Source organism: Streptomyces sp. NPDC091371 (assembly GCF_040684275.1).
GTDB lineage: Bacteria > Actinomycetota > Actinomycetes > Streptomycetales > Streptomycetaceae > Streptomyces.
In genome coordinates this window covers 106066-124161 of the sequence record NZ_JBFBFP010000014.1, presented here as the reverse complement: position 1 = coordinate 124161, position 18096 = coordinate 106066, and the positions used below count along the sequence as shown (strand labels likewise).

15 protein-coding genes are annotated in these 18096 nt (G+C 71.3%); 1 reads left to right on the top strand and 14 read right to left on the bottom strand.

The window, feature by feature from the left end; genetic code table 11:
• Positions 1-209: 209 nt before the first annotated feature.
• The 13 genes from AB0O21_RS18140 to AB0O21_RS18080 form a co-directional block, all read right to left on the bottom strand.
• Positions 210-989, bottom strand: coding sequence for a TIGR03936 family radical SAM-associated protein (locus AB0O21_RS18140; RefSeq protein ID WP_365172127.1), 780 nt, complete (start codon positions 987-989; stop codon positions 210-212).
• Between the two features lie 110 nt (positions 990-1099).
• On the bottom strand, positions 1100-2614 hold the full coding sequence (locus AB0O21_RS18135) for a hypothetical protein (RefSeq protein WP_365172126.1): 1515 nt from the start codon (positions 2612-2614) through the stop codon (positions 1100-1102).
• 48 nt (positions 2615-2662) lie between these two features.
• Positions 2663-2785 (bottom strand): hypothetical protein, encoded by a 123-nt coding sequence (locus tag AB0O21_RS18130; RefSeq protein ID WP_365172125.1) that lies wholly within the window; start codon positions 2783-2785, stop codon positions 2663-2665.
• Between the two features lie 72 nt (positions 2786-2857).
• Positions 2858-4798 (bottom strand): TIGR03960 family B12-binding radical SAM protein, encoded by a 1941-nt coding sequence (locus AB0O21_RS18125; RefSeq protein ID WP_365172124.1) that lies wholly within the window; start codon positions 4796-4798, stop codon positions 2858-2860.
• Between the two features lie 72 nt (positions 4799-4870).
• A complete protein-coding gene (locus AB0O21_RS18120) occupies positions 4871-6394 on the bottom strand; it encodes a CYTH and CHAD domain-containing protein (RefSeq protein WP_365172123.1) in 1524 nt (507 codons plus the stop codon).
• A gap of 60 nt (positions 6395-6454) precedes the next feature.
• Positions 6455-7654, bottom strand: coding sequence for a rod shape-determining protein RodA (rodA, locus tag AB0O21_RS18115; RefSeq protein WP_365172122.1), 1200 nt, complete (start codon positions 7652-7654; stop codon positions 6455-6457).
• Between the two features lie 14 nt (positions 7655-7668).
• Positions 7669-9849 (bottom strand): penicillin-binding protein 2, encoded by a 2181-nt coding sequence (gene mrdA / locus AB0O21_RS18110; protein WP_365172121.1) that lies wholly within the window; start codon positions 9847-9849, stop codon positions 7669-7671.
• A gap of 12 nt (positions 9850-9861) precedes the next feature.
• Entirely contained in the window at positions 9862-10566 is a 705-nt protein-coding gene (gene mreD, locus AB0O21_RS18105) for a rod shape-determining protein MreD (protein ID WP_365172120.1), read from the bottom strand.
• A gap of 13 nt (positions 10567-10579) precedes the next feature.
• On the bottom strand, positions 10580-11524 hold the full coding sequence (gene mreC / locus AB0O21_RS18100; protein WP_365172119.1) for a rod shape-determining protein MreC: 945 nt from the start codon (positions 11522-11524) through the stop codon (positions 10580-10582).
• A 146-nt stretch (positions 11525-11670) separates the two neighbouring features.
• Complete coding sequence (locus AB0O21_RS18095; protein WP_008738981.1) at positions 11671-12690, bottom strand: rod shape-determining protein; 1020 nt, start codon at positions 12688-12690, stop codon at positions 11671-11673.
• 294 nt (positions 12691-12984) lie between these two features.
• Positions 12985-13395, bottom strand: coding sequence for a nucleoside-diphosphate kinase (gene ndk / locus AB0O21_RS18090; RefSeq protein WP_365172118.1), 411 nt, complete (start codon positions 13393-13395; stop codon positions 12985-12987).
• 398 nt (positions 13396-13793) lie between these two features.
• Positions 13794-14141, bottom strand: a complete 348-nt coding sequence (locus AB0O21_RS18085; RefSeq protein WP_365172117.1) for a DUF4233 domain-containing protein — start codon at positions 14139-14141, stop codon at positions 13794-13796.
• A 2-nt stretch (positions 14142-14143) separates the two neighbouring features.
• On the bottom strand, positions 14144-15661 hold the full coding sequence (locus AB0O21_RS18080) for a folylpolyglutamate synthase/dihydrofolate synthase family protein (RefSeq protein ID WP_365172116.1): 1518 nt from the start codon (positions 15659-15661) through the stop codon (positions 14144-14146).
• Between the two features lie 117 nt (positions 15662-15778).
• Between AB0O21_RS18080 and AB0O21_RS18075 the strand changes: the two genes are divergently transcribed.
• The gene (locus AB0O21_RS18075; protein WP_365172115.1) at positions 15779-16828 is read left to right on the top strand and encodes a rod shape-determining protein; all 1050 of its coding nucleotides are present in this window, start codon (positions 15779-15781) and stop codon (positions 16826-16828) included.
• Here the strand turns inward: AB0O21_RS18075 and AB0O21_RS18070 are convergent.
• Positions 16825-17976, bottom strand: coding sequence for an ATP-binding protein (locus AB0O21_RS18070; RefSeq protein WP_365172114.1), 1152 nt, complete (start codon positions 17974-17976; stop codon positions 16825-16827). The genes AB0O21_RS18075 and AB0O21_RS18070 overlap by 4 nt on opposite strands.
• Between the last annotated feature and the right edge of the window lie 120 nt (positions 17977-18096).

The window sequence follows — 18096 nt, the reverse complement described above, 5'->3', positions numbered from 1 at the left end:
CCGGGCGCCGCGGCTGACATCCGGTCCGGCGCGGCTCCGCGTGAGAACGCGAAGCCGGCCTCCGGGGCGCGTTCGCCACACGGGAGCTGTAGTCCATGGCCGCCGGTTCCGTACGTGATGTCCGTACGGCCTGGCGGAAGTCTTCAGGTCTGTGCGCGGCCCGACCCAGGTGGCTCCCGAGTACCAGGGCTGCGCGACGACGACGATCCCTACGCGGCGGGACCTTCCGGCGCCTTCGCGTCGGCGGCTACGGCGGCCGTGGGTGGGGCGGCCGTGACAGCCTCGCGGTCGGGCGCGAGCGGGTCGGTCACCGTGCCGGACTCCTCGTCGAAGAGCCCCTGCGCCAGCCTGGTCACCGCAGAGGGGACCGGCGGCGCCAGGTCGGCCACAGCTCGGAGACCGGACAGGACGTCGTCGGGTCGCACGGCAGGTGTCAAATGCCGAACAACCAGCCGCAGTATCGCACAGGCACTGTCCAGCGGCCTATCACCAGCGAAAGGAAGCGCCTCGAGGCTGACGACGGCGCCACGCGTGTCGAAGGTCCGCATGCCGTTCTTGGTCCGTCGCTGCACCTCCACCGTCTCGGCGGCGAGAAAGGCCTCCACGGCCCGCTCGGCCTCTGCGAGCTCCACGCCGTCCAGGCGCAGCTCCCACACGGAGGCGGTCAGCCGGTCCGCGAGGCCGGAGGTACGGGCCTCGACGGCGTCGATGATGTCGAGGCCGGCCGGCATCGACTCGTCGAGCAGCTCACGGAGCTTCTCGGGATCGCGGGCCTCGGCGAGACCGATCTCCAGGTACTCGGCCTCACTGCCGGTCCCGGTCGGGGCCGCGTTCGCGTACGAGACGCGCGGGTGCGGGGTGAAGCCGGCCGAGTACGCCATGGGCACCTCGGCGCGGCGCAGGGCGCGCTCGAACGCGCGCTGGAAGTCACGGTGGCTGGTGAACCGGAGGCGTCCGCGCTTGGTGTAGCGCAGTCGGATGCGCTGCACCACCGGTGCGGGAGGCGGGCCTTCGGGCTGTCGCTTGCCCAGTGGTTCTTCTCCTTGTGCGGGGCTCCGCGGCTCGCGCGTCGCCCTGAGGTCTGTCGACCCGCTCCGGCTCACCCCTGCCATTGGCGCAGGGAGATCTCGTCAGCGGGTGCCGCGTCGGCGGCTGTCGTACTACCCAGAGTACGCGCCCGTGACCTCGCCGGTTCCCGCGGAGGAGTACTGAACAGCACCTGCCGCACCTCGGCCCGAGCCTCCCGCACCGCGGCGCGGGAGGTCCGCCACACCTCGCGGACGGCGTGCCCGACAGGAGTGGCCACCTGCCGGTACACCCAGGCGGAGGGCCGCGCGACGAGCCCGCGCCACAACCACACGATCCCCCGCCCGAGCGCCCGGCTGACCCGCCCGGCAAGGTGCCACGCGCTGACCGCCAGCCGTCCGAGCGGCATGAGCACATACACGTACAGCCCCCGCCCGACCGGCACGAGCACGTACCTCCACAGCCCCACCCACGGCCACACGAACACGGCCTTGAACGCACGCGGCACGAACCACGCGACCCCACGCCCGACGGGCGTCAACACGTACGCGTACAGTCCGCGCCCGGCAGGCGCGAGCACGTACCGGTACGCGCCGACCGCCCCGGGCCGCACGACGTACCGCCACAGCGCAACCCAAGGCCAGACGGACACGGCCCGACCGAGCCACGCGGCCGCGACCCCCATTCCCCGCCCGAGCCAGGCCAGCCCGTGACCGACGGGCACGAGCACGTACCTCCACAACCCCACCCACGGCCACACGAACACGGCCGTGAACACACGCGGCACCAACCACGCCACCCCGTGCCCGACGGGAGTCAGTACGTACGCGTACACCCGGGCCGCCAGCCAGGCGACCGCCCGGGCCGGCGGAAGGATCAGGTACAGGTACGCGGCGACGACCAGCCATACGACGGCAGCCGCGACGGGCTTGAGCAGGTACCGGAGCAGCGCACTGCCTCCGGGCACCAGCACGTAGCGCCACAGGCCGACCCACGGCCACACGAACAGCGCCATGGCCAGTGCCCACCCGAGCCACGCCACCCCCTTGGCCAGCGGCAGGAGCAGGTAGCGTCCGATCCCGCGCAGGGCCCAGGCGATCCCGTCGCCCAGGGGCCGCAGCAGGTACGTCCCGACGGCCCGCCACAACCACACGACCCCGTGCCCGACAGGGCGGAGCACATACGCGCCCAAGGCCCAGCCCAACCACAGGATCCCCCGCCCGACCGGATCCAGGACGTGCGCGCGCACGGCCCGCCCCAGCCAGGCCAGCCCCTGCCCGACCGGCACGAGCACGTACCGCCACAGCCCCACCCACGGCCAGACGAACACCAGCTTCAGCAGCGCGACCGCCGCCCACCCGAGCCCGCGCAGCACCGGCCGAACGGCACGCTCGTAGAACCAGCCCAGCCCCCGCCCCACCGGCCCGACCACGCGCCGGTTCAGCATCCGCCCGAAGACGACGAGCAGGTCCCAGGCCACCCGTACGGGCAGTATGACCAGCACGGCCACGATCTTCACGGGTATCCGGACGACCCCGACGAGGCACCCCTCGCCCTGCGGCGCCGACTGCGTCTTCTCCAGGTCCATGCCGCTAGAGACACGCCGCAGCCCCGCATCGTTGCGCCCGGACCCGTTTCAGTCGGCTGACGCCCGGCGCGGGACGCGTGCCGCGACCTCGACCAGCGCCGCGTTCACCGTGTCTTCAACCGTTTGGGTGCCGAGCGCCTCGGCGGCCAACGCCAACACTTCCTCATCCACCGGCCCCGGGCTCGAAACCAACCTCTAGAAACGCCGATGCCCCCTGCCTCGGCAGGGGGCATCGGCACGATGTCACGACTTCTGGGAGTCGCCCACCACGCTCAGCGGCAGCAGCTTCTTGCCCGTCGGGCCGATCTGGATGCTCGTCGAGAGCTGCGGACACACGCCACAATCGAAGCACGGCGTCCAGCGGCAGTCGTCGACCTCGGTCTCGTCGAGGGCGTCCTGCCAGTCCTCCCAGAGCCAGTCCTTGTCGAGGCCGGAGTCCAGGTGGTCCCAGGGCAGGACCTCCTCGTACGTGCGCTCGCGGGTCGTGTACCAGGCCACGTCCACGCCGTACGCCGGCAGCGTCTTCTCCGCCGCCTCCATCCAGCGGTCGTACGAGAAGTGCTCGCGCCAGCCGTCGAAGCGGCCGCCCGACTCGTAGACCGCGCGGATCACGTCGCCGATGCGGCGGTCGCCGCGGGAGAGGAGGCCCTCGACGATGCCCGGCTTGCCGTCGTGGTAGCGGAAGCCGATGGAGCGGCCGTACTTCTTGTCGCCGCGGATCTTGTCGCGGAGCTTGCCCAGGCGGGCGTCCGTCTCCTCGGCCGACAGCTGCGGGGCCCACTGGAAGGGGGTGTGCGGCTTGGGGACGAAGCCGCCGATGGAGACGGTGCAGCGGATGTCGTTCTGGCCCGACACCTCGCGGCCCTTGGCGATGACGTTGACCGCCATGTCGCCGATCTGGAGCACGTCCTCGTCGGTCTCGGTCGGCAGGCCGCACATGAAGTACAGCTTCACCTGGCGCCAGCCGTTGCCGTACGCGGTGGCGACGGTGCGGATCAGGTCCTCTTCCGAGACCATCTTGTTGATGACCTTGCGCATGCGCTCGGAGCCGCCCTCGGGGGCGAAGGTGAGGCCCGAGCGGCGGCCGTTGCGGGTCAGCTCGTTCGCCAGGTCCACGTTGAAGGCGTCCACGCGGGTCGAGGGGAGCGAGAGGCCCACCTTGTCGTCCGTGTAGCGGTCCGCGAGGCCCTTGGCGATGTCCGCGATCTCGGTGTGGTCCGCCGAGGAGAGGGACAGGAGGCCGACCTCCTCGAAGCCCGTGGCCTTGAGCCCGCGCTCCACCATCTCGCCGATGCCGGTGATGCTTCGCTCCCGCACGGGGCGCGTGATCATGCCGGCCTGGCAGAAGCGGCAGCCGCGGGTGCAGCCGCGGAAGATCTCCACGGACATCCGCTCGTGGACGGTCTCGGCGAGCGGGACCAGGGGCTGCTTGGGGTACGGCCACTCGTCGAGGTCCATGACCGTGTGCTTGGACACCCGGTAGGGGACGCCGGACTTGTTCGGGGCGACGCGCGCGATGCGGCCGTCCGGCAGGTAGTCGACGTCGTAGAAGCCCGGCACGTAGACCTGGCCGGTCTTGGCCAGGCGGAAGAGGACTTCCTCACGCCCGCCCGGCCGCCCCTCGGCCTTCCAGGTGCGGATGATCTCGGTCATGTCGAGGACGGCCTGCTCGCCGTCGCCGATGACCGCGCAGTCGATGAAGTCCGCGATCGGCTCGGGGTTGAAGGCCGCGTGGCCGCCCGCGAGGACGATCGGGTGGTCGACCGTGCGGTCCTTGGACTCCAGCGGGATGCCCGCGAGGTCCAGGGCCGTGAGCATGTTGGTGTAGCCCAGCTCCGTGGAGAAGGACAGGCCGAACACGTCGAAGGCCGACACGGGGCGGTGGCTGTCCACGGTGAACTGCGGCACCTTGTGCTCGCGCATCAGTTCTTCGAGGTCGGGCCAGACGCTGTAGGTGCGCTCGGCGAGGACGCCCTCGCGCTCGTTGAGCACTTCGTACAGGATCATGACGCCCTGGTTGGGCAGCCCGACTTCGTACGCGTCCGGGTACATGAGAGCCCAGCGGACGTCGCAGGACTCCCACGGCTTCACGGTGGAGTTGAGCTCACCACCGACGTACTGGATGGGCTTCTGCACATGCGGAAGCAGGGCCTCAAGCTGAGGGAAGACCGACTCGGCCATCACGCGACTTTCGTGAAGCGGGCAGGGGGCAGCTATCTAGCGTACCCCGAGGCTCGGCCGCCCCCACCCACATGATCATCCCAGTGCGGTCCGCAGCTCCTGCTTCGAGGCGGCGGCCCAAATGCCCGGAAGCTCCCGTTCCCGGCACTCGGCGATGGCTTCCTCGCGGGCGTACAGCACGCCCCAGGTGAAGGCCGACTCCCCGCCGCCCGCCGCCTGGGCGCCGATGCCGCGCAGGGCTTCGCGGGCCACCACGCTGTCCTGGTGGTCGCCGAGCAGGGTCTGGACCTCCTTCATGGACTTCGCCAGGCGCTTGGCCGGCTTCCCGAGGGCGGGCACGGCCGCCTCCGCCGCGTACCGGGCGCGTTTGGCGGCCTTGCGGGCCTCGTGCAGGGCCAGGTCGCGTTCGTGCCCGGGGTCCAGGGCGAGGGCGGCGCCGACCCGGCCGGCGAGGCGCTCGTAGTCGTGGAGCACCGCCTCGGGCAGGGCCTCCCGGGCGGGGGCCGCGGCGGGCTTCAGCAGGGGCGGCTCGGCGAGCAGGGCGTCGAGGGCGTCGAGCAGGGCCAGGTAGCGCGGGCTGTCGAGCGCGGCCAGGGCGCGGCGCCTGGAGCCGGAGCGGCGTGTGGTGTTCCACACGCGCAGCCGGGCGCGGACGGGGCCGAGCTGCAGGGTGCGCGGGAGCTCGTCGAGGCGGGTGCGGATCCGCTCCAGCAGCACTTCCTGGTCGCGGTCGACGCCGAGCTCGGCGGCCAGCCAGCGCAGCTCCTCGCCGAGGGGGTCGGTGGCGGAGCGGTCGAGGAGCCCCCGGTGGGTCTTGAAGGCGCTGCGCATCCGGCGGGAGGCGACGCGCATCTGGTGGACGGAGTCGGGCAGGTCCCGGCGGACGGCCGGGTCCTGGGCGATCAGGGCGTCGAGCTGTTCGCGCAGGTACGCGAGCACGTGCGCGCCGGCAGTGCCGTCACCGGGACCGGCCGCGGGCGGCTTGGCGGGGGGCGCGGCGTCGGTCTCGACGAGGGCGCGGGCGAGCTTCGAGGGGGCGTCGGAAACCCGGAGCCCGGCCTTGCGGAAGGTCTTCTCGACGGCGTCGAGCAGTGCGGGGTCAACGCCGTCGGCGAGTTCCACCTCGACCTCGGTCCAGGCCGCGGCGGCCCCGCCCCGCTCGGCGCGGACGGTGTCGGTGCTCAGTTCGGCGAGCAGGGCTCCGTCGGCGTCGAGGAGGTGGCTGACCTTGCGTGAGGAGAGGAGCCTGACCTGCGGTTCCAGTTCCTGGTCGCGTACGCGGGAGCGCAGCAGGGCGGCCAGCGGGCGGGGGACGGTGTCGCTGAGGGGGGTGGCGATCTCGTCGCGCACGCCCGGGGAGACGGGCAGTTTGAGGTGCCAGCCCGCGTCGGCGCCGCCGGTCCGGCGGCGCAGGGTGAGCCCGTCGGCGGCGAGCCGCTGGTCGGGGGTGTCGTAGTAGACGGCGTCGAGGTCGACGGTGCCCTGGTCGGAGACGGCCGCGATCGCGGCCGTGCCCGTCAGGTCCGGTAGCCCGCGCCGTGCGCCCTTGGCCTTGATGAACTCGAATTTCCGCTCGATCTCGCGCTTCGTGTCCGCCATGGTTCGAACGTAGTCCTGAACGGATCACGTCGGCAGGGTGAACGGCGGATCAGGCCGAGATCAGGCTGACAAAGGACGCTGCACCTTGATCGACTGGAGCAGCCCGATGGCCACCCACACGGCGAACATGGACGAGCCTCCGTACGAGACGAAGGGCAGCGGAAGGCCGGCCACCGGCATGATCCCGAGGGTCATCCCGATGTTCTCGAAGGACTGGAAGGCGAACCAGGCGATGATCCCGGCGCACACGATGGTCCCGTAGAGCTCGGTGGTCTCGCGGGCGATCATGCAAGCCCGCCAGAGCACGACGCCGAGCAGGAAGAGGATCAGCCCGGCCCCGAGGAAGCCCAGCTCCTCCCCCGCGACGGTGAAGACGAAGTCGGTCTGCTGCTCGGGGACGAACTGGCCGGTGGTCTGGGAGCCCTTGAAGAGGCCCGAGCCGGTCAGGCCGCCGGAGCCGATCGCGATGCGCGCCTGGTTGGTGTTGTAGCCGACGCCGGCGGGGTCGAGCTCGGGGTTGGCGAAGGCGGCGAAGCGGTTGATCTGGTACTCGTCGAGGACGCCGAGCTGCCAGATCAGGATGGCCCCGGCCGCGCCGGAGCCGATCAGGCCGAGCACCCAGCGGTTGGATGCGCCGGAGGCCAGCAGCACGCCGAGGACGATGACGACCATGACCATGACGGAGCCGAGGTCGGGCATCAGCATGACGATGCCCATGGGGGCGGCGGCCAGGCACAGGGCCTTGACGACGGTGCGGTGGTCGGGGTGGACGAGGTCGCCCGCGTCCACCCGGGCGGCCAGCAGCATCGCCATGACCAGGATGATCGTGATCTTCACGAACTCGGAGGGCTGGAGGGAGAATCCGCCGCCGATCACGATCCACGCGTGGGCGCCGTTGATGGTCGCGCCGAGCGGGGTGAGCACGGCGATGATCAGCAGCAGGGAGAGCCCGTACAGGACCGGCACGGCGCCGCGCAGCGTGCGGTGGCCCAGCCAGATGGTGCCGATCATCAGCACGAGGCCGATGCCGGTGTTCAGGGCGTGGCGGGCCAGGAAGTAGTACGGGTCTCCCTGGTTCAGCGTGGTCCTGTTGCGGGTCGCCGACCACACCAGCAGGGCGCCGATGAAGGACAGCGCGAGGGCGGACAGGAGTATCGGCCAGTCGAGCCGGCGCACCACGGAGTCGCGGGCGGTGAGCTTGGCCATCGCCCCGCGCTCGGGCGCGTACCGGGAGACGGAGAACTTGTTGGCGGTCTGCATGTCTGTTTCGGTCCTCAGTCGTGCCATGCGGGGCGCGCGGCCGGCGGGCCGGCGAGCGCGGGCGGTGCCAGTTCCTCCGGGGACGGCGGCACGTACGGCCGGATCTCGGGGGAGTCGATGGAGCCGTCGGGGCGGATCCTGGGCAGTTTCGTCTCGGGTCCCAGCAGCAGGGCCTTCTTGACGTCCTGCTTGCCGGCCATGTCGAGGCCGTAGATGGCGTTGTAGATGTTGCGGACGGCGGGGCCGGAGGCTCCGGAGCCGGTGCCGCCCTGGGAGATCGTCATGACGATGGTGAAGTCGTCGGTGTAGGTGGCCAGCCAGGAGGTGGTCTGCTTGCCGTAGACCTGGGCGGTGCCGGTCTTGGCCCGCATCGGGATCTTGTCCAGCGGCCAGCCGCCGAACCGCCAGGCGGCGGTGCCGCCGGGCTCGACGACCATGCGCAGGCCCTTGTCGAGGTTGGCGATGGTCTGGGCGTCGATCGGCAGCCGGCCGTGGGCCTGGGGCTTGATCATCTCGATGTGCTTGCCGTCGGGGCTGATGACGGCCTTGCCGACGGTGGGGTTGAAGAGGGTGCCGCCGTTGCTGATGGCGGAGTAGGCGGTGGCCATCTGGATGGGGGTGACGAGGACGTCGCCCTGCCCGATGGCGAAGTTGATGCTGTCGAACGCCTTGAGCTGGTTGCCTTCGAGACAGCTCTCGTAGGCGATCTGCTCGACGTAGGTGCCGCCCTTCTTGCCCTGCTTGCACCAGGAGTCCTTGTTGGCCGCCCAGAAGTTCTTCTTCCACTGGCGGTCGGGGATGCGGCCGGTGACCTCGTTCGGCAGGTCGATCCCGGTCTCCGAGCCGAGCCCGAACTCGCGGGCGGTGCGGTAGAACCAGTCGTGGGCGTCCTTCTTGGGCTTGAGGCCTCCGTCGCGCTGCCACTCCTTGTGCCCGAGGGCGTAGAAGACGGTGTTGCAGGAGAACTTGAGCGCCTCGGCAAGGGTGATGGGGCCGTGCCCCTTGGACTCGAAGTTCGCGAAGCTGCGGTTGCCCATGCTGTAGGAGGCGCTGCAGTTGTACTTGTCGTCGAAGGCGTAGCCGGCGCGGACGGCCGCGCTCGCCGACACCACCTTGAAGATGGAGCCCGCGGGGGCCTGGCCCTGGATGGCCCGGTTGAGCAGCGGGTAGTTGGACTTCTGGCTGGTGAGACTGGCGTAGTCCTTGGCGGAGATGCCGCCAACCCAGGAGTTGGGGTCGTAGTCGGGCTGGGAGGCCATCGCGACGACCCGCCCGGTCTTGGCCTCCATGACGACGACGGCGCCCGAGTCGGCCTCGTACTTGCGGCCGGTGATCTTGTCGGTCTCGTTGCGGACGGTCTTCATCGCCTGCTGGAGCTCGTACTCGGCGACGGACTGGACCCGGGCGTCGATGCTGGTGACGAGCGTGGATCCGGCCACGCCCGGGTCGGACTGGGTCTGGTGCATGACCCGGCCGAGGTTGTCGACCTCGTACGAGGTGACCTGCGCCTTGCCGCGCAGCTGCCGGTCGTACGTCCGCTCGATCCCGGAGCGGCCGACCTGGTCGGAGCGCAGGTGCGGCGAGTCGGTGTCCTTGGCCTTCTGGATCTCCTCGTCGGTGACCGGGGAGAGGTAGCCGAGCACCTGCGCGGTGCGGGCCCCGCCGGGGGCCGGGTAGCGGCGGACGGCGGTGGGCTCCGCCGTGATGCCGGGGAACTCCTCCGGGCGTTCGCGGAGCTGCAGCGCCTGCTGCGTGGTGGCTTCGAGGGTGATCGGGATCGGCTGGTAGGGCGAACCGTTCCAGCAGGGCGCGGGGGTCTCGGAGTCGCAGAGGCGGACCTTCTCCATGACCTGCTTGGGCGTCATGTCCAGGACGTCGGCGAGGCGGGTCATGACCCCCTTGCCCCGGTCCTTCATCTTCATCAGGGCCGTGCGGCTGGCGGAGACGACCAGGCGGGTCTCGTTGTCGGCGAGCGGCACCCCGCGGGCGTCGAGGACCGCCCCGCGCACCGCGGGCTGGACGACCCGCTGGACGTGGTTGCTCTTCGCCTCGTCGTAGTACTCCTGGCCGTTGCGGATCTGGAGGTACCAGAGGCGGCCGCCGAGGGTGATGAACATCGAGAGGACGAGCACCTGGATCATGATGAGCCGGATCTGCACCCGGGAGGTGCGGCCGGTCTCCGGAATGTTGGTCACGCCTGCTCCTCCCTACAGCTTTTTGATCTTCACACCCTTGACGGCCTTGACGCCCTTTATGCGGCCGGCCTTGTTGGCGCGGGAGCGTGCGGTCTTCAGGCGCAGGCCGCCGCGCTGGCTGCCGATGCGCAGGCCGGTGCCGCCGGCCAGCCAGCCGGCGGAGACGTCGGCGGCCTTGTTGGCGGGGCCGCCTCCGGCCTCGACGGCCATCGGGTCGTTCTCCGCGCGCCGGGCCAGCGCCATGACGAACGGCACGGTGAACGGCGCGAGCAGCAGGTCGTAGAGGGTCGCGGTGAACAGCAGCCCGGTCAGGCCCACGTGGCGGGCGGCGGTGTCGCCGACGAGGGCGCCCACGCCCGCGTAGAGCAGGGTGGAGCCGATCGCGGCGGCCACGACGGTGAGCATGGGGCCCCAGGCGGAACGGAACCGCCCGTTGTCGGGGCGGACCAGGCCGACCATGTAGCCGATGGCGCACAGGACGAGCGCGTACCGCCCGGCGGCGTGGTCGGCGGGCGGGGCGAGGTCGGCGAGGAGGCCGGCGGCGAAGCCGATGAGGGCGCCGCTGACGTGCCCGTACACGAGTGCGAGGGCGACGACGGTGAGCAGCACCAGGTCGGGTACGGCGCCGGGCAGTTGGAGCCGGCCCAGGACGGAGACCTGGACGACGAGGGCGACCACGATGAGCGTGGCCGCGAGCAGGATCCGGTTGAAGCGCATGGGCGGTCTGCTCCTACTCGTCTTCCGGCTTGGCGGGCACGGTGGCGGACGACGACGGGGTGACCGTGACGGTGACGGTCGGGGTGGGCTTGACTTCGGGCTTGGGCGGCAGGACGGCGTCGCGAGGGTCCTCGCGCGGCGGCATGACGACGACGCCGACGATGTCCAGGCGGGAGAAGCCGACGAAGGGACGCACCCAGACGGTGCGGGTCAGGTCGCCGCGGGAGGAGTCGACCTTGACGACCTCGCCGATCGGCACGCCCGGCACGAAGGGCTTGTTGCCGCGCGAGCCGAAGGTGACGAGCCGGTCGCCGGGGTTGACCTTGGCCTTGCCGTTGAGCATCTGCACGGACAGGGCGCGGTCGCCCTGTCCGGTGGCGAAGCCGAGCTCGCCGGTCTTCTCCAGGCGGGTGCCGACGGTGAAGTCGGGGTCGTTGGCGAGGACGACGGTGGCGGTGTCGGGGCCGACGGTGGTGACGCGGCCGACGAGGCCGTCCCCGTTGAGGACGGTCATGTCGCGCTCGATGCCGTCCCTGCTGCCGGCGTCGATGGTGACGGTCCAGGAGAAGCCCTGGGCCGCTCCTATGGCGATGACCTCGGCGCCCTTGATGCCGTACTGTCCGGCGCCCGCGCGCTTGAGCATCTCGTCGAGTTCGCGGATCCGGCTGCGGGTCTGGTCGTCGCTGCCGAGCTTGGCCTTCAGCGCCGCGTTCTCCCGCTCCAGCGTGGCGATGCGGTTGTGCCGGCTCCCGGAGTCCCGTACGGCCCCTATGGCGTTGGCGACCGGGTCGACGGCCGTCGCCACGCCCTTCTCGACGGGGCCGAAGACCGCTGCGGCGGCCTGCCGGGCACCGTCGACCGGCGACTCCTCGCCTGCCCTGATGTCCACCGTGATCAGTGCGAACGCGATGGCGATCAGAAGCACCAGGAGCAGCCGGCTTTCTCGTGTGTCCCTCACGTGCGGCGGCCGTGCCTTCCTCGTCGAAATTCTCTTTTGCCTGTATATCAACGATCCGCCGCACGGGCCCGGTAGCACCCGTACGGCGGATCCTTGTGTGTCCGCATGGCCCCTCCGGCTGGGGAGGGGTGTGTGTCAGCGACGGATCAGCGACGGGGCTGGGCGTCGAGGACCTGCTGGAGGGCCTCGAACTCCTCGACGCACTTGCCGGAGCCGAGCGCCACGGAGTCGAGCGGGTCCTCGGCGATGTGGATGGGCATGCCCGTCTCACGGCGCAGCCGCTCGTCGAGGCCGCGCAGCAGGGCGCCGCCGCCGGTCAGGACGATGCCGCGGTCCATGATGTCGCCGGACAGCTCCGGCGGGCACTTGTCGAGGGTGGTCTTGACGGCGTCGACGATGGCGTTGACGGGCTCCTCGATGGCCTTGCGCACCTCGGCGGCCGAGATGACGACCGTCTTGGGCAGGCCGGAGACCAGGTCGCGGCCGCGGATCTCGGTGTGCTCGTCCTTGTCGAGGTCGTACGCCGACCCGATGGTGATCTTGATCTGCTCGGCGGTCCGCTCACCGAGGAGGAGCGAGTACTCCTTCTTGATGTGCTGGATGATCGCGTTGTCGAGCTCGTCGCCGGCCACCCGGATGGACTGCGCCGTGACGATTCCGCCGAGGGAGATGACGGCGACCTCGGTGGTGCCGCCGCCGATGTCCACGACCATGTTGCCGGTGGCCTCGTGGACGGGCAGGCCCGAGCCGATGGCGGCGGCCATGGGCTCTTCGATGATGTGCACCTGGCGGGCGCCGGCCTGCGTGGACGCCTCGATGACGGCGCGCCGCTCGACTCCCGTGATGCCGGAGGGCACGCAGACCACGACGCGCGGGCGGGCCAGGTAGCGGCGCTTGTGGATCTTGAGGATGAAGTAGCGGAGCATGCGCTCCGTGATCTCGAAGTCGGCGATCACGCCGTCCTTGAGGGGCCTTACGGCGACGATGTTGCCGGGCGTGCGCCCGATCATCTTCTTCGCCTCGGAGCCGACCGCGAGGATTCCACCGGTGTTCGTGTTGATGGCGACCACGGACGGCTCGTTCAGGACGATCCCCCGGCCCCTCACGTACACCAGCGTGTTGGCGGTCCCGAGGTCGATCGCCATGTCACGGCCGATGAACGACATGTTGTTCCCCTTGTTCCCCATGAGGAGCGTCTGGCCTTCCAGTTGATAGCGGCTGCTGTCAGGTCGGCGAGTGGGTGTGTGGGTGGAGGCCCCATCGTAGTGCCGCGAGTACGGAGACCGCGCGACGGGACCCCGGCAATCCCGCCGGATCGGAAACCCGTCCCTTAGTGGTGACGACGGGTCTTGCCCACGCGTTCCCGCTCACGCCCCGAAATACCGAAGGGCGACCGAAATTACTTCGGTCGCCCCAGGTCATGAGCGCTATTTGGCTGATGTCTCGTCAGGAAAGAGTGCTCAGAGGGAGGGGAAGAAGAGCTTCAGTTCTCGCTCCGCGGACTCCTCGGAGTCCGAGGCGTGGATCAGGTTCTCCCGGACGATGGTGCCGAAGTCCCCCCGGATGGAGCCGGGCGCGGCGGCGATCGGGTCAGTGGGTCCGGCCAGCTGGCGGACACCCTCGATCGCGCGTTCCCCTTCGACCACCAGGACGACGACCGGGCCACTGGCCATGAAGCCCATCAGGGGCTCGTAGAACGGCTTGCCCTTGTGCTCGCCGTAGTGCGCCTCGAGGGTCTCCGTGTCCAGCGTGCGCAGCTCCAGGGCGGGGATGGTCCAGCCGGCCTTCCGCTCGATGCGGCCGATGATCTCGCCGATCAGGCCGCGCCGGACGGCGTCGGGCTTGAGGATGACGAGGGTGCGCTGGGTCATGTTGGGGCTCCTTGCGGCATACGGGTGCGGTAGGACGAATCTACAGGGCCATACGGGCCCGCCGGCCCGCCGAGGCCGCCCTTCGCAGGCCGAGCCGGGCCGGCTGGCCGGACAGGGCAACGAGCAGGCAGGACAAGGTGGCCGCCCTGGCCGGCGCGGGCCGGGCAGGGCGGGTGGGGCGAGTGGGCCGGGGTGGGGGTCCGCAGGAGGGTCCCCGCAGGACGAGCGCGCAACCGCCCTCGCGCATCTCGCGGTGCCCGCAGGCGCGAGGACGAGGAGACACTCCGGAGGGCCGCCGCCCCACCCGGCGGGCCCCGCCCCGGGCAGGCGTGCCCGGCCGGGCGGGCAGCCGGGTAGGCGCGGGGGTCCGGTGGTCGGCATCTTGCGCGGACCGCAGGTCACACCGCGGGGTCCTCCGCCATGGCCGCCCAGCGGGCCTTCGCCGCGTCGACCTTCCGGCCGTAGTGCACCGAGCACCACCACAGCCCCGCGAACACCGCGCCGAGGAAGAACATCGTCGGGACGACGAACCCGCTCGCGACGAGGCCGATCTGCAGCGCCCAGCCCAGCTGGACCGCCCCGGGACGCGACAGCATCCCGCACAGCAGTACCGAGAGCAGCATCGCGACCCCGCACACCGTCCAGACCGTGGCCTGCGTCAGGTCCGGGTCCTTCATCGCGACCAGCCCCAGGAAGCCGATCACGAAGAACTCGCCGATCAGCGTGCTCGCACACAGCGTGCGCATCCTCAGCCCCTCTTCAGCAGCAGGCGGGCCTCGCCCACCGTGATCACGGAACCGGTCACCAGGACCCCGGCCCCTCCGAACTCGGCCTCTTCCTCCGCCAGGGTGATCGCCGCCTCCAGGGCGTCGTCCAGCCGCGGCTCCACCTGCACCCGGTCCCCGCCGAAGACCTCGACCGCGACGGCGGCCAGCTCGTCCGCGTCCATCGACCGGTGGCTGGAGTTCTGCGTGACCACGACCTCCGCGAAGATCGGCTCGAAGGCCTCCAGCACCCCGCGCACGTCCTTGCCCTCGCTCGCGGCCACGACCCCGATCAGCCGGCTGAAGCCGAACGACTCGGTGACCGCCTCCGCGGTGGCCGCCGCGCCCGCCGGGTTGTGCGCCGCGTCCAGGACCACCGTGGGGCTGCGCCGCACGACCTCCATGCGGCCAGGCGAGGTGACCGAGGCGAAGGCGCGCTGCACGGTCTCCAGGTCCAGGACCCGCGCGCCCTCCTGGCCGACGCCGAAGAACGCCTCGACCGCGGCCAGCGCCACCGCCGCGTTGTGCGCCATGTGCGCGCCGTACAGCGGCAGGAAGATGCCGTCGTACTCGCCGCCCATGCCGCGCAGCGTCAGCTGCTGTCCGCCGACCGCGACCTCGCGCGAGACGACTCCGAACTCCATGCCCTCGCGGGCGACGGTCGCGTCGACCTCGACGGCCTTCTTCAGCAGCGCCTGCGCCGCGTCCACCGGCTGCTGCGCCAGGATCACGGTCGCGCCCTGCTTGATGACGCCGCCCTTCTCCAGGGCGATCTCGCCGGGCGTGGTGCCGAGCCGGTCGGTGTGGTCCAGGCTGATCGGGGTGACCACCGCGACCGCCGCGTCGATGACGTTGGTCGCGTCCCAGGTGCCGCCCATGCCGACCTCGATGACGGCGGCGTCGACGGGGGCGTCCGCGAAGGCCGCGTACGCCATCCCGGTCAGCACCTCGAAGAACGACAGCCGGAACTCCTCGTTGGAGTCGACCATCTCCACGTACGGCTTGATGTCGTAGTACGTCTCGACGAACCGCTCGGCGTCGATCGGCGCGCCGTCCAGGCTGATCCGCTCGGTGATCGACTGCACGTGCGGGCTGGTGTACCGGCCGGTGCGCAGCTCGAAGGCGTTCAGCAGGCACTCGATCATGCGGGCCGTGCTGGTCTTGCCGTTGGTCCCGGTCACGTGGATGGCCGGGTACGCGCGCTGCGGCTCGCCCAGTACGTCCATCAGTGCCGCGATCCGCGTCACCGACGGTTCCAGCTTGGTCTCGCCCCAGCGGGTGGACAGCTCCTGCTCCACCTCCAGCAGCGCCTTGGCGGTCTCCGGGTCGGTCGGCCGGGCGGGTACCGCGTCGCCCTGGGGCGGTCCGGCCTGGGTGCGCAGGGTGCGGCTGCCGGCCTCGATCACCGCCATGTCGGGGTCGCGGTCGGACTCTTCCGCCACGATCTGGTCGAACTCGTCGAACGCGTCGTGGTCGTGGCTCTCGGGCTGCTGCTCACTCACACGCCCAGTCTACGGACGCCGACCCCCTGGACTTTCGACCCGGGCGTTTCGGGACCTTCGGCGGCGAGAGCGACCTGATCGTTATGCAAACCTTGCGGACAGGAGATAGGGGAACAAATGCCGCAGGCCAGCAGCAACACGACAGGATCCAGCCGCGACATAGGGATAGACCTGGGGACCGCGAACACCCTGGTCTACGCACGGGGGCACGGGATCGTCCTCAACGAGCCGTCCGTGGTCGCCGTGAAGGCGGGCACCACCACCGCCCTGGCCGTCGGGACGGAGGCCAAGGAGACCATCGGCCGCACCCCCGGCTCCATCACCGCCATCCGCCCCCTCAAGGACGGGGTGATCTGCGACTACGAGGCCGCCGAGGAGATGATCCGGCACTTCGTCCGCAAGGCCGTCCCCGGCCGCCGGCCCCGCACCCGCATGGTGGTCTGCGTGCCGTCGGGCGTCACCCAGGTCGAGCGGCGGGCCATCATCCACGCCTCCACCCGGGCCGGCGCCAGGACCGTGCACCTGATCGAGGAGCCGATGGCCGCGGCGATCGGCGCCGGGCTTCCGGTGGCCGAACCGCGCGGCTCGATGGTCGTCGACATCGGCGGCGGCACCTCCGAGGTCGCCGTCATCTCGCTCGGCGGCATCGTCACCTCCCAGTCGCTGCGCGTCGGCGGGGACCGGCTCGACGCGGCGATCATGGACTACGTACGCAAGGAGCACGCGCTCCTGATCGGCGAGCGCACCGCCGAGGACGTCAAGGTGGCCATCGGCTCGGCCTGGCCCGTGCCCGACCAGCCCGAGCTGGAGACCCGCACCTTCACCGTGCGCGGCCGCGAGAAGGTCGGCGGCATGCCGCAGACCCTGGTCCTCGGCGCTGCGGACGTGCGGGCCGCGCTCGACGAGCCGGTCGAGGCGATCATCGCGGCGGTGCGCACCACCCTGGAGGAGTGCCCCCCGGAGCTCTCCGGCGACGTGATGGAACACGGCATCGTGCTGACGGGCGGCGGCGCGCTGCTGCCCGGCCTGGACCTGCGGATGGCCTCCGCGACGGGCATCCCGGTGTTCGTCGCCGACAACCCGCTGGACTGCGTGGCCCTCGGCTCGGGCCGCTGCGTGGAGGACCTGGACACGCTGAACGGCCTGCTGGCCCCGGCGAAGGTCTAACCGCGCGGGAGCGTCGCCACGACCTCGTACGCTCCCTGTGTGCGCGTCGCCGTGAGGGTCCCGCCCAGGCTGCGCACGCGCTCGGACATGCTCGCCGTCCCCGAGCCCGCCGAGACCGGGGCCCGGCTCGGGGTGCGGGCGGGCAGCGCGTTGCGGACGGCGATCCGCAGCTGCGGGCCGTCCGCCGCGATCGACACCTCGATGGTCTCCCCGCGCGCGTGCTTGGCCGCGTTGGTCAGGCACTCCTGCACCACGCGGTAGACCGCCGCCTGCCGCAGCGGCGACAGCCCGTGCGCGTCCGGATCCATGGCGAGGCGTACGGGCGAACCCGCCCGCCCGCTCTCCTCCGCGAGCGCCGCCAGCCCGTCCACCCCCGGGGTGGAGGCCCGTTCCCCGCGCTGCACGATGATCTCGTTGAGCACCAGGTGGGCCCGGCGCGCGGTGTCCGCGAGCTCCTCAAAGTCCTTCGCGTACGCCGTCTCGCGCGAGCGCACCGACAGCACCTCGGAGCGCACCGTCAGCAGGGTCAGCTCCCGCCCGACGAAGTCGTGGACGTCGCGGGCGACCGAGGTGCGCTCCTGCTGGACGGCCTGGAGCACGGCGGACTCGGCCCGGCGCGCGGTGAGCTCCGCCACCAGGTCGTGCCGGTAGGCGGCGATGCCGACGGCCGAGGCGAGCACCCCGATGGGCACGACCAGCCCGAGGAAGGAGGTGAGGGAGCCGTGCTTGGCCTCGGGCCAGCCCGGCACGCAGAAGAACAGGCACAGCGCGAAGGCGACGTACCCGAGGGTGGCGAGGACTCCGGCCCGGCGGCCCCTGTAGCGGCCGACCGAGTACAGCGCGAACTGGATCAGGGTCAGCTCGTGCAGCCAGCCGATGAAGAGCAGCGCGGCGAGGTACGAGACCCACGGCATCCGGCGCCGCACCAGCAGCGTGGAGCAGCCGAGCGCGAGGACGACGGCGGCGGCCGGCCCGCTCAGGGAGTTGTCCGCAGCCGCCAGGCCCGGCAGGTCGAGCGCCATCAGGCCCAGGCAGCCGAGGGCGGTGAGCACGTCCATCGCGCGCGGCGATCCGGCCCAGCCCTGCGCGAGCCGGCGGCCGGAGGCCTTGACCCGGTGGAGCGCCGAGGGGGCGGGCGTGACGTGCATGCCCTCCATCATCCGTGCTCGGCACCCTCGGATCCGGTCCCCTCGGGCCGGGCATGGAGTGATTTAGGGCACTTCGGACAGGTCGGAGGTCCCCCGCCGGGGAGGCCTTGCGCTCTACCG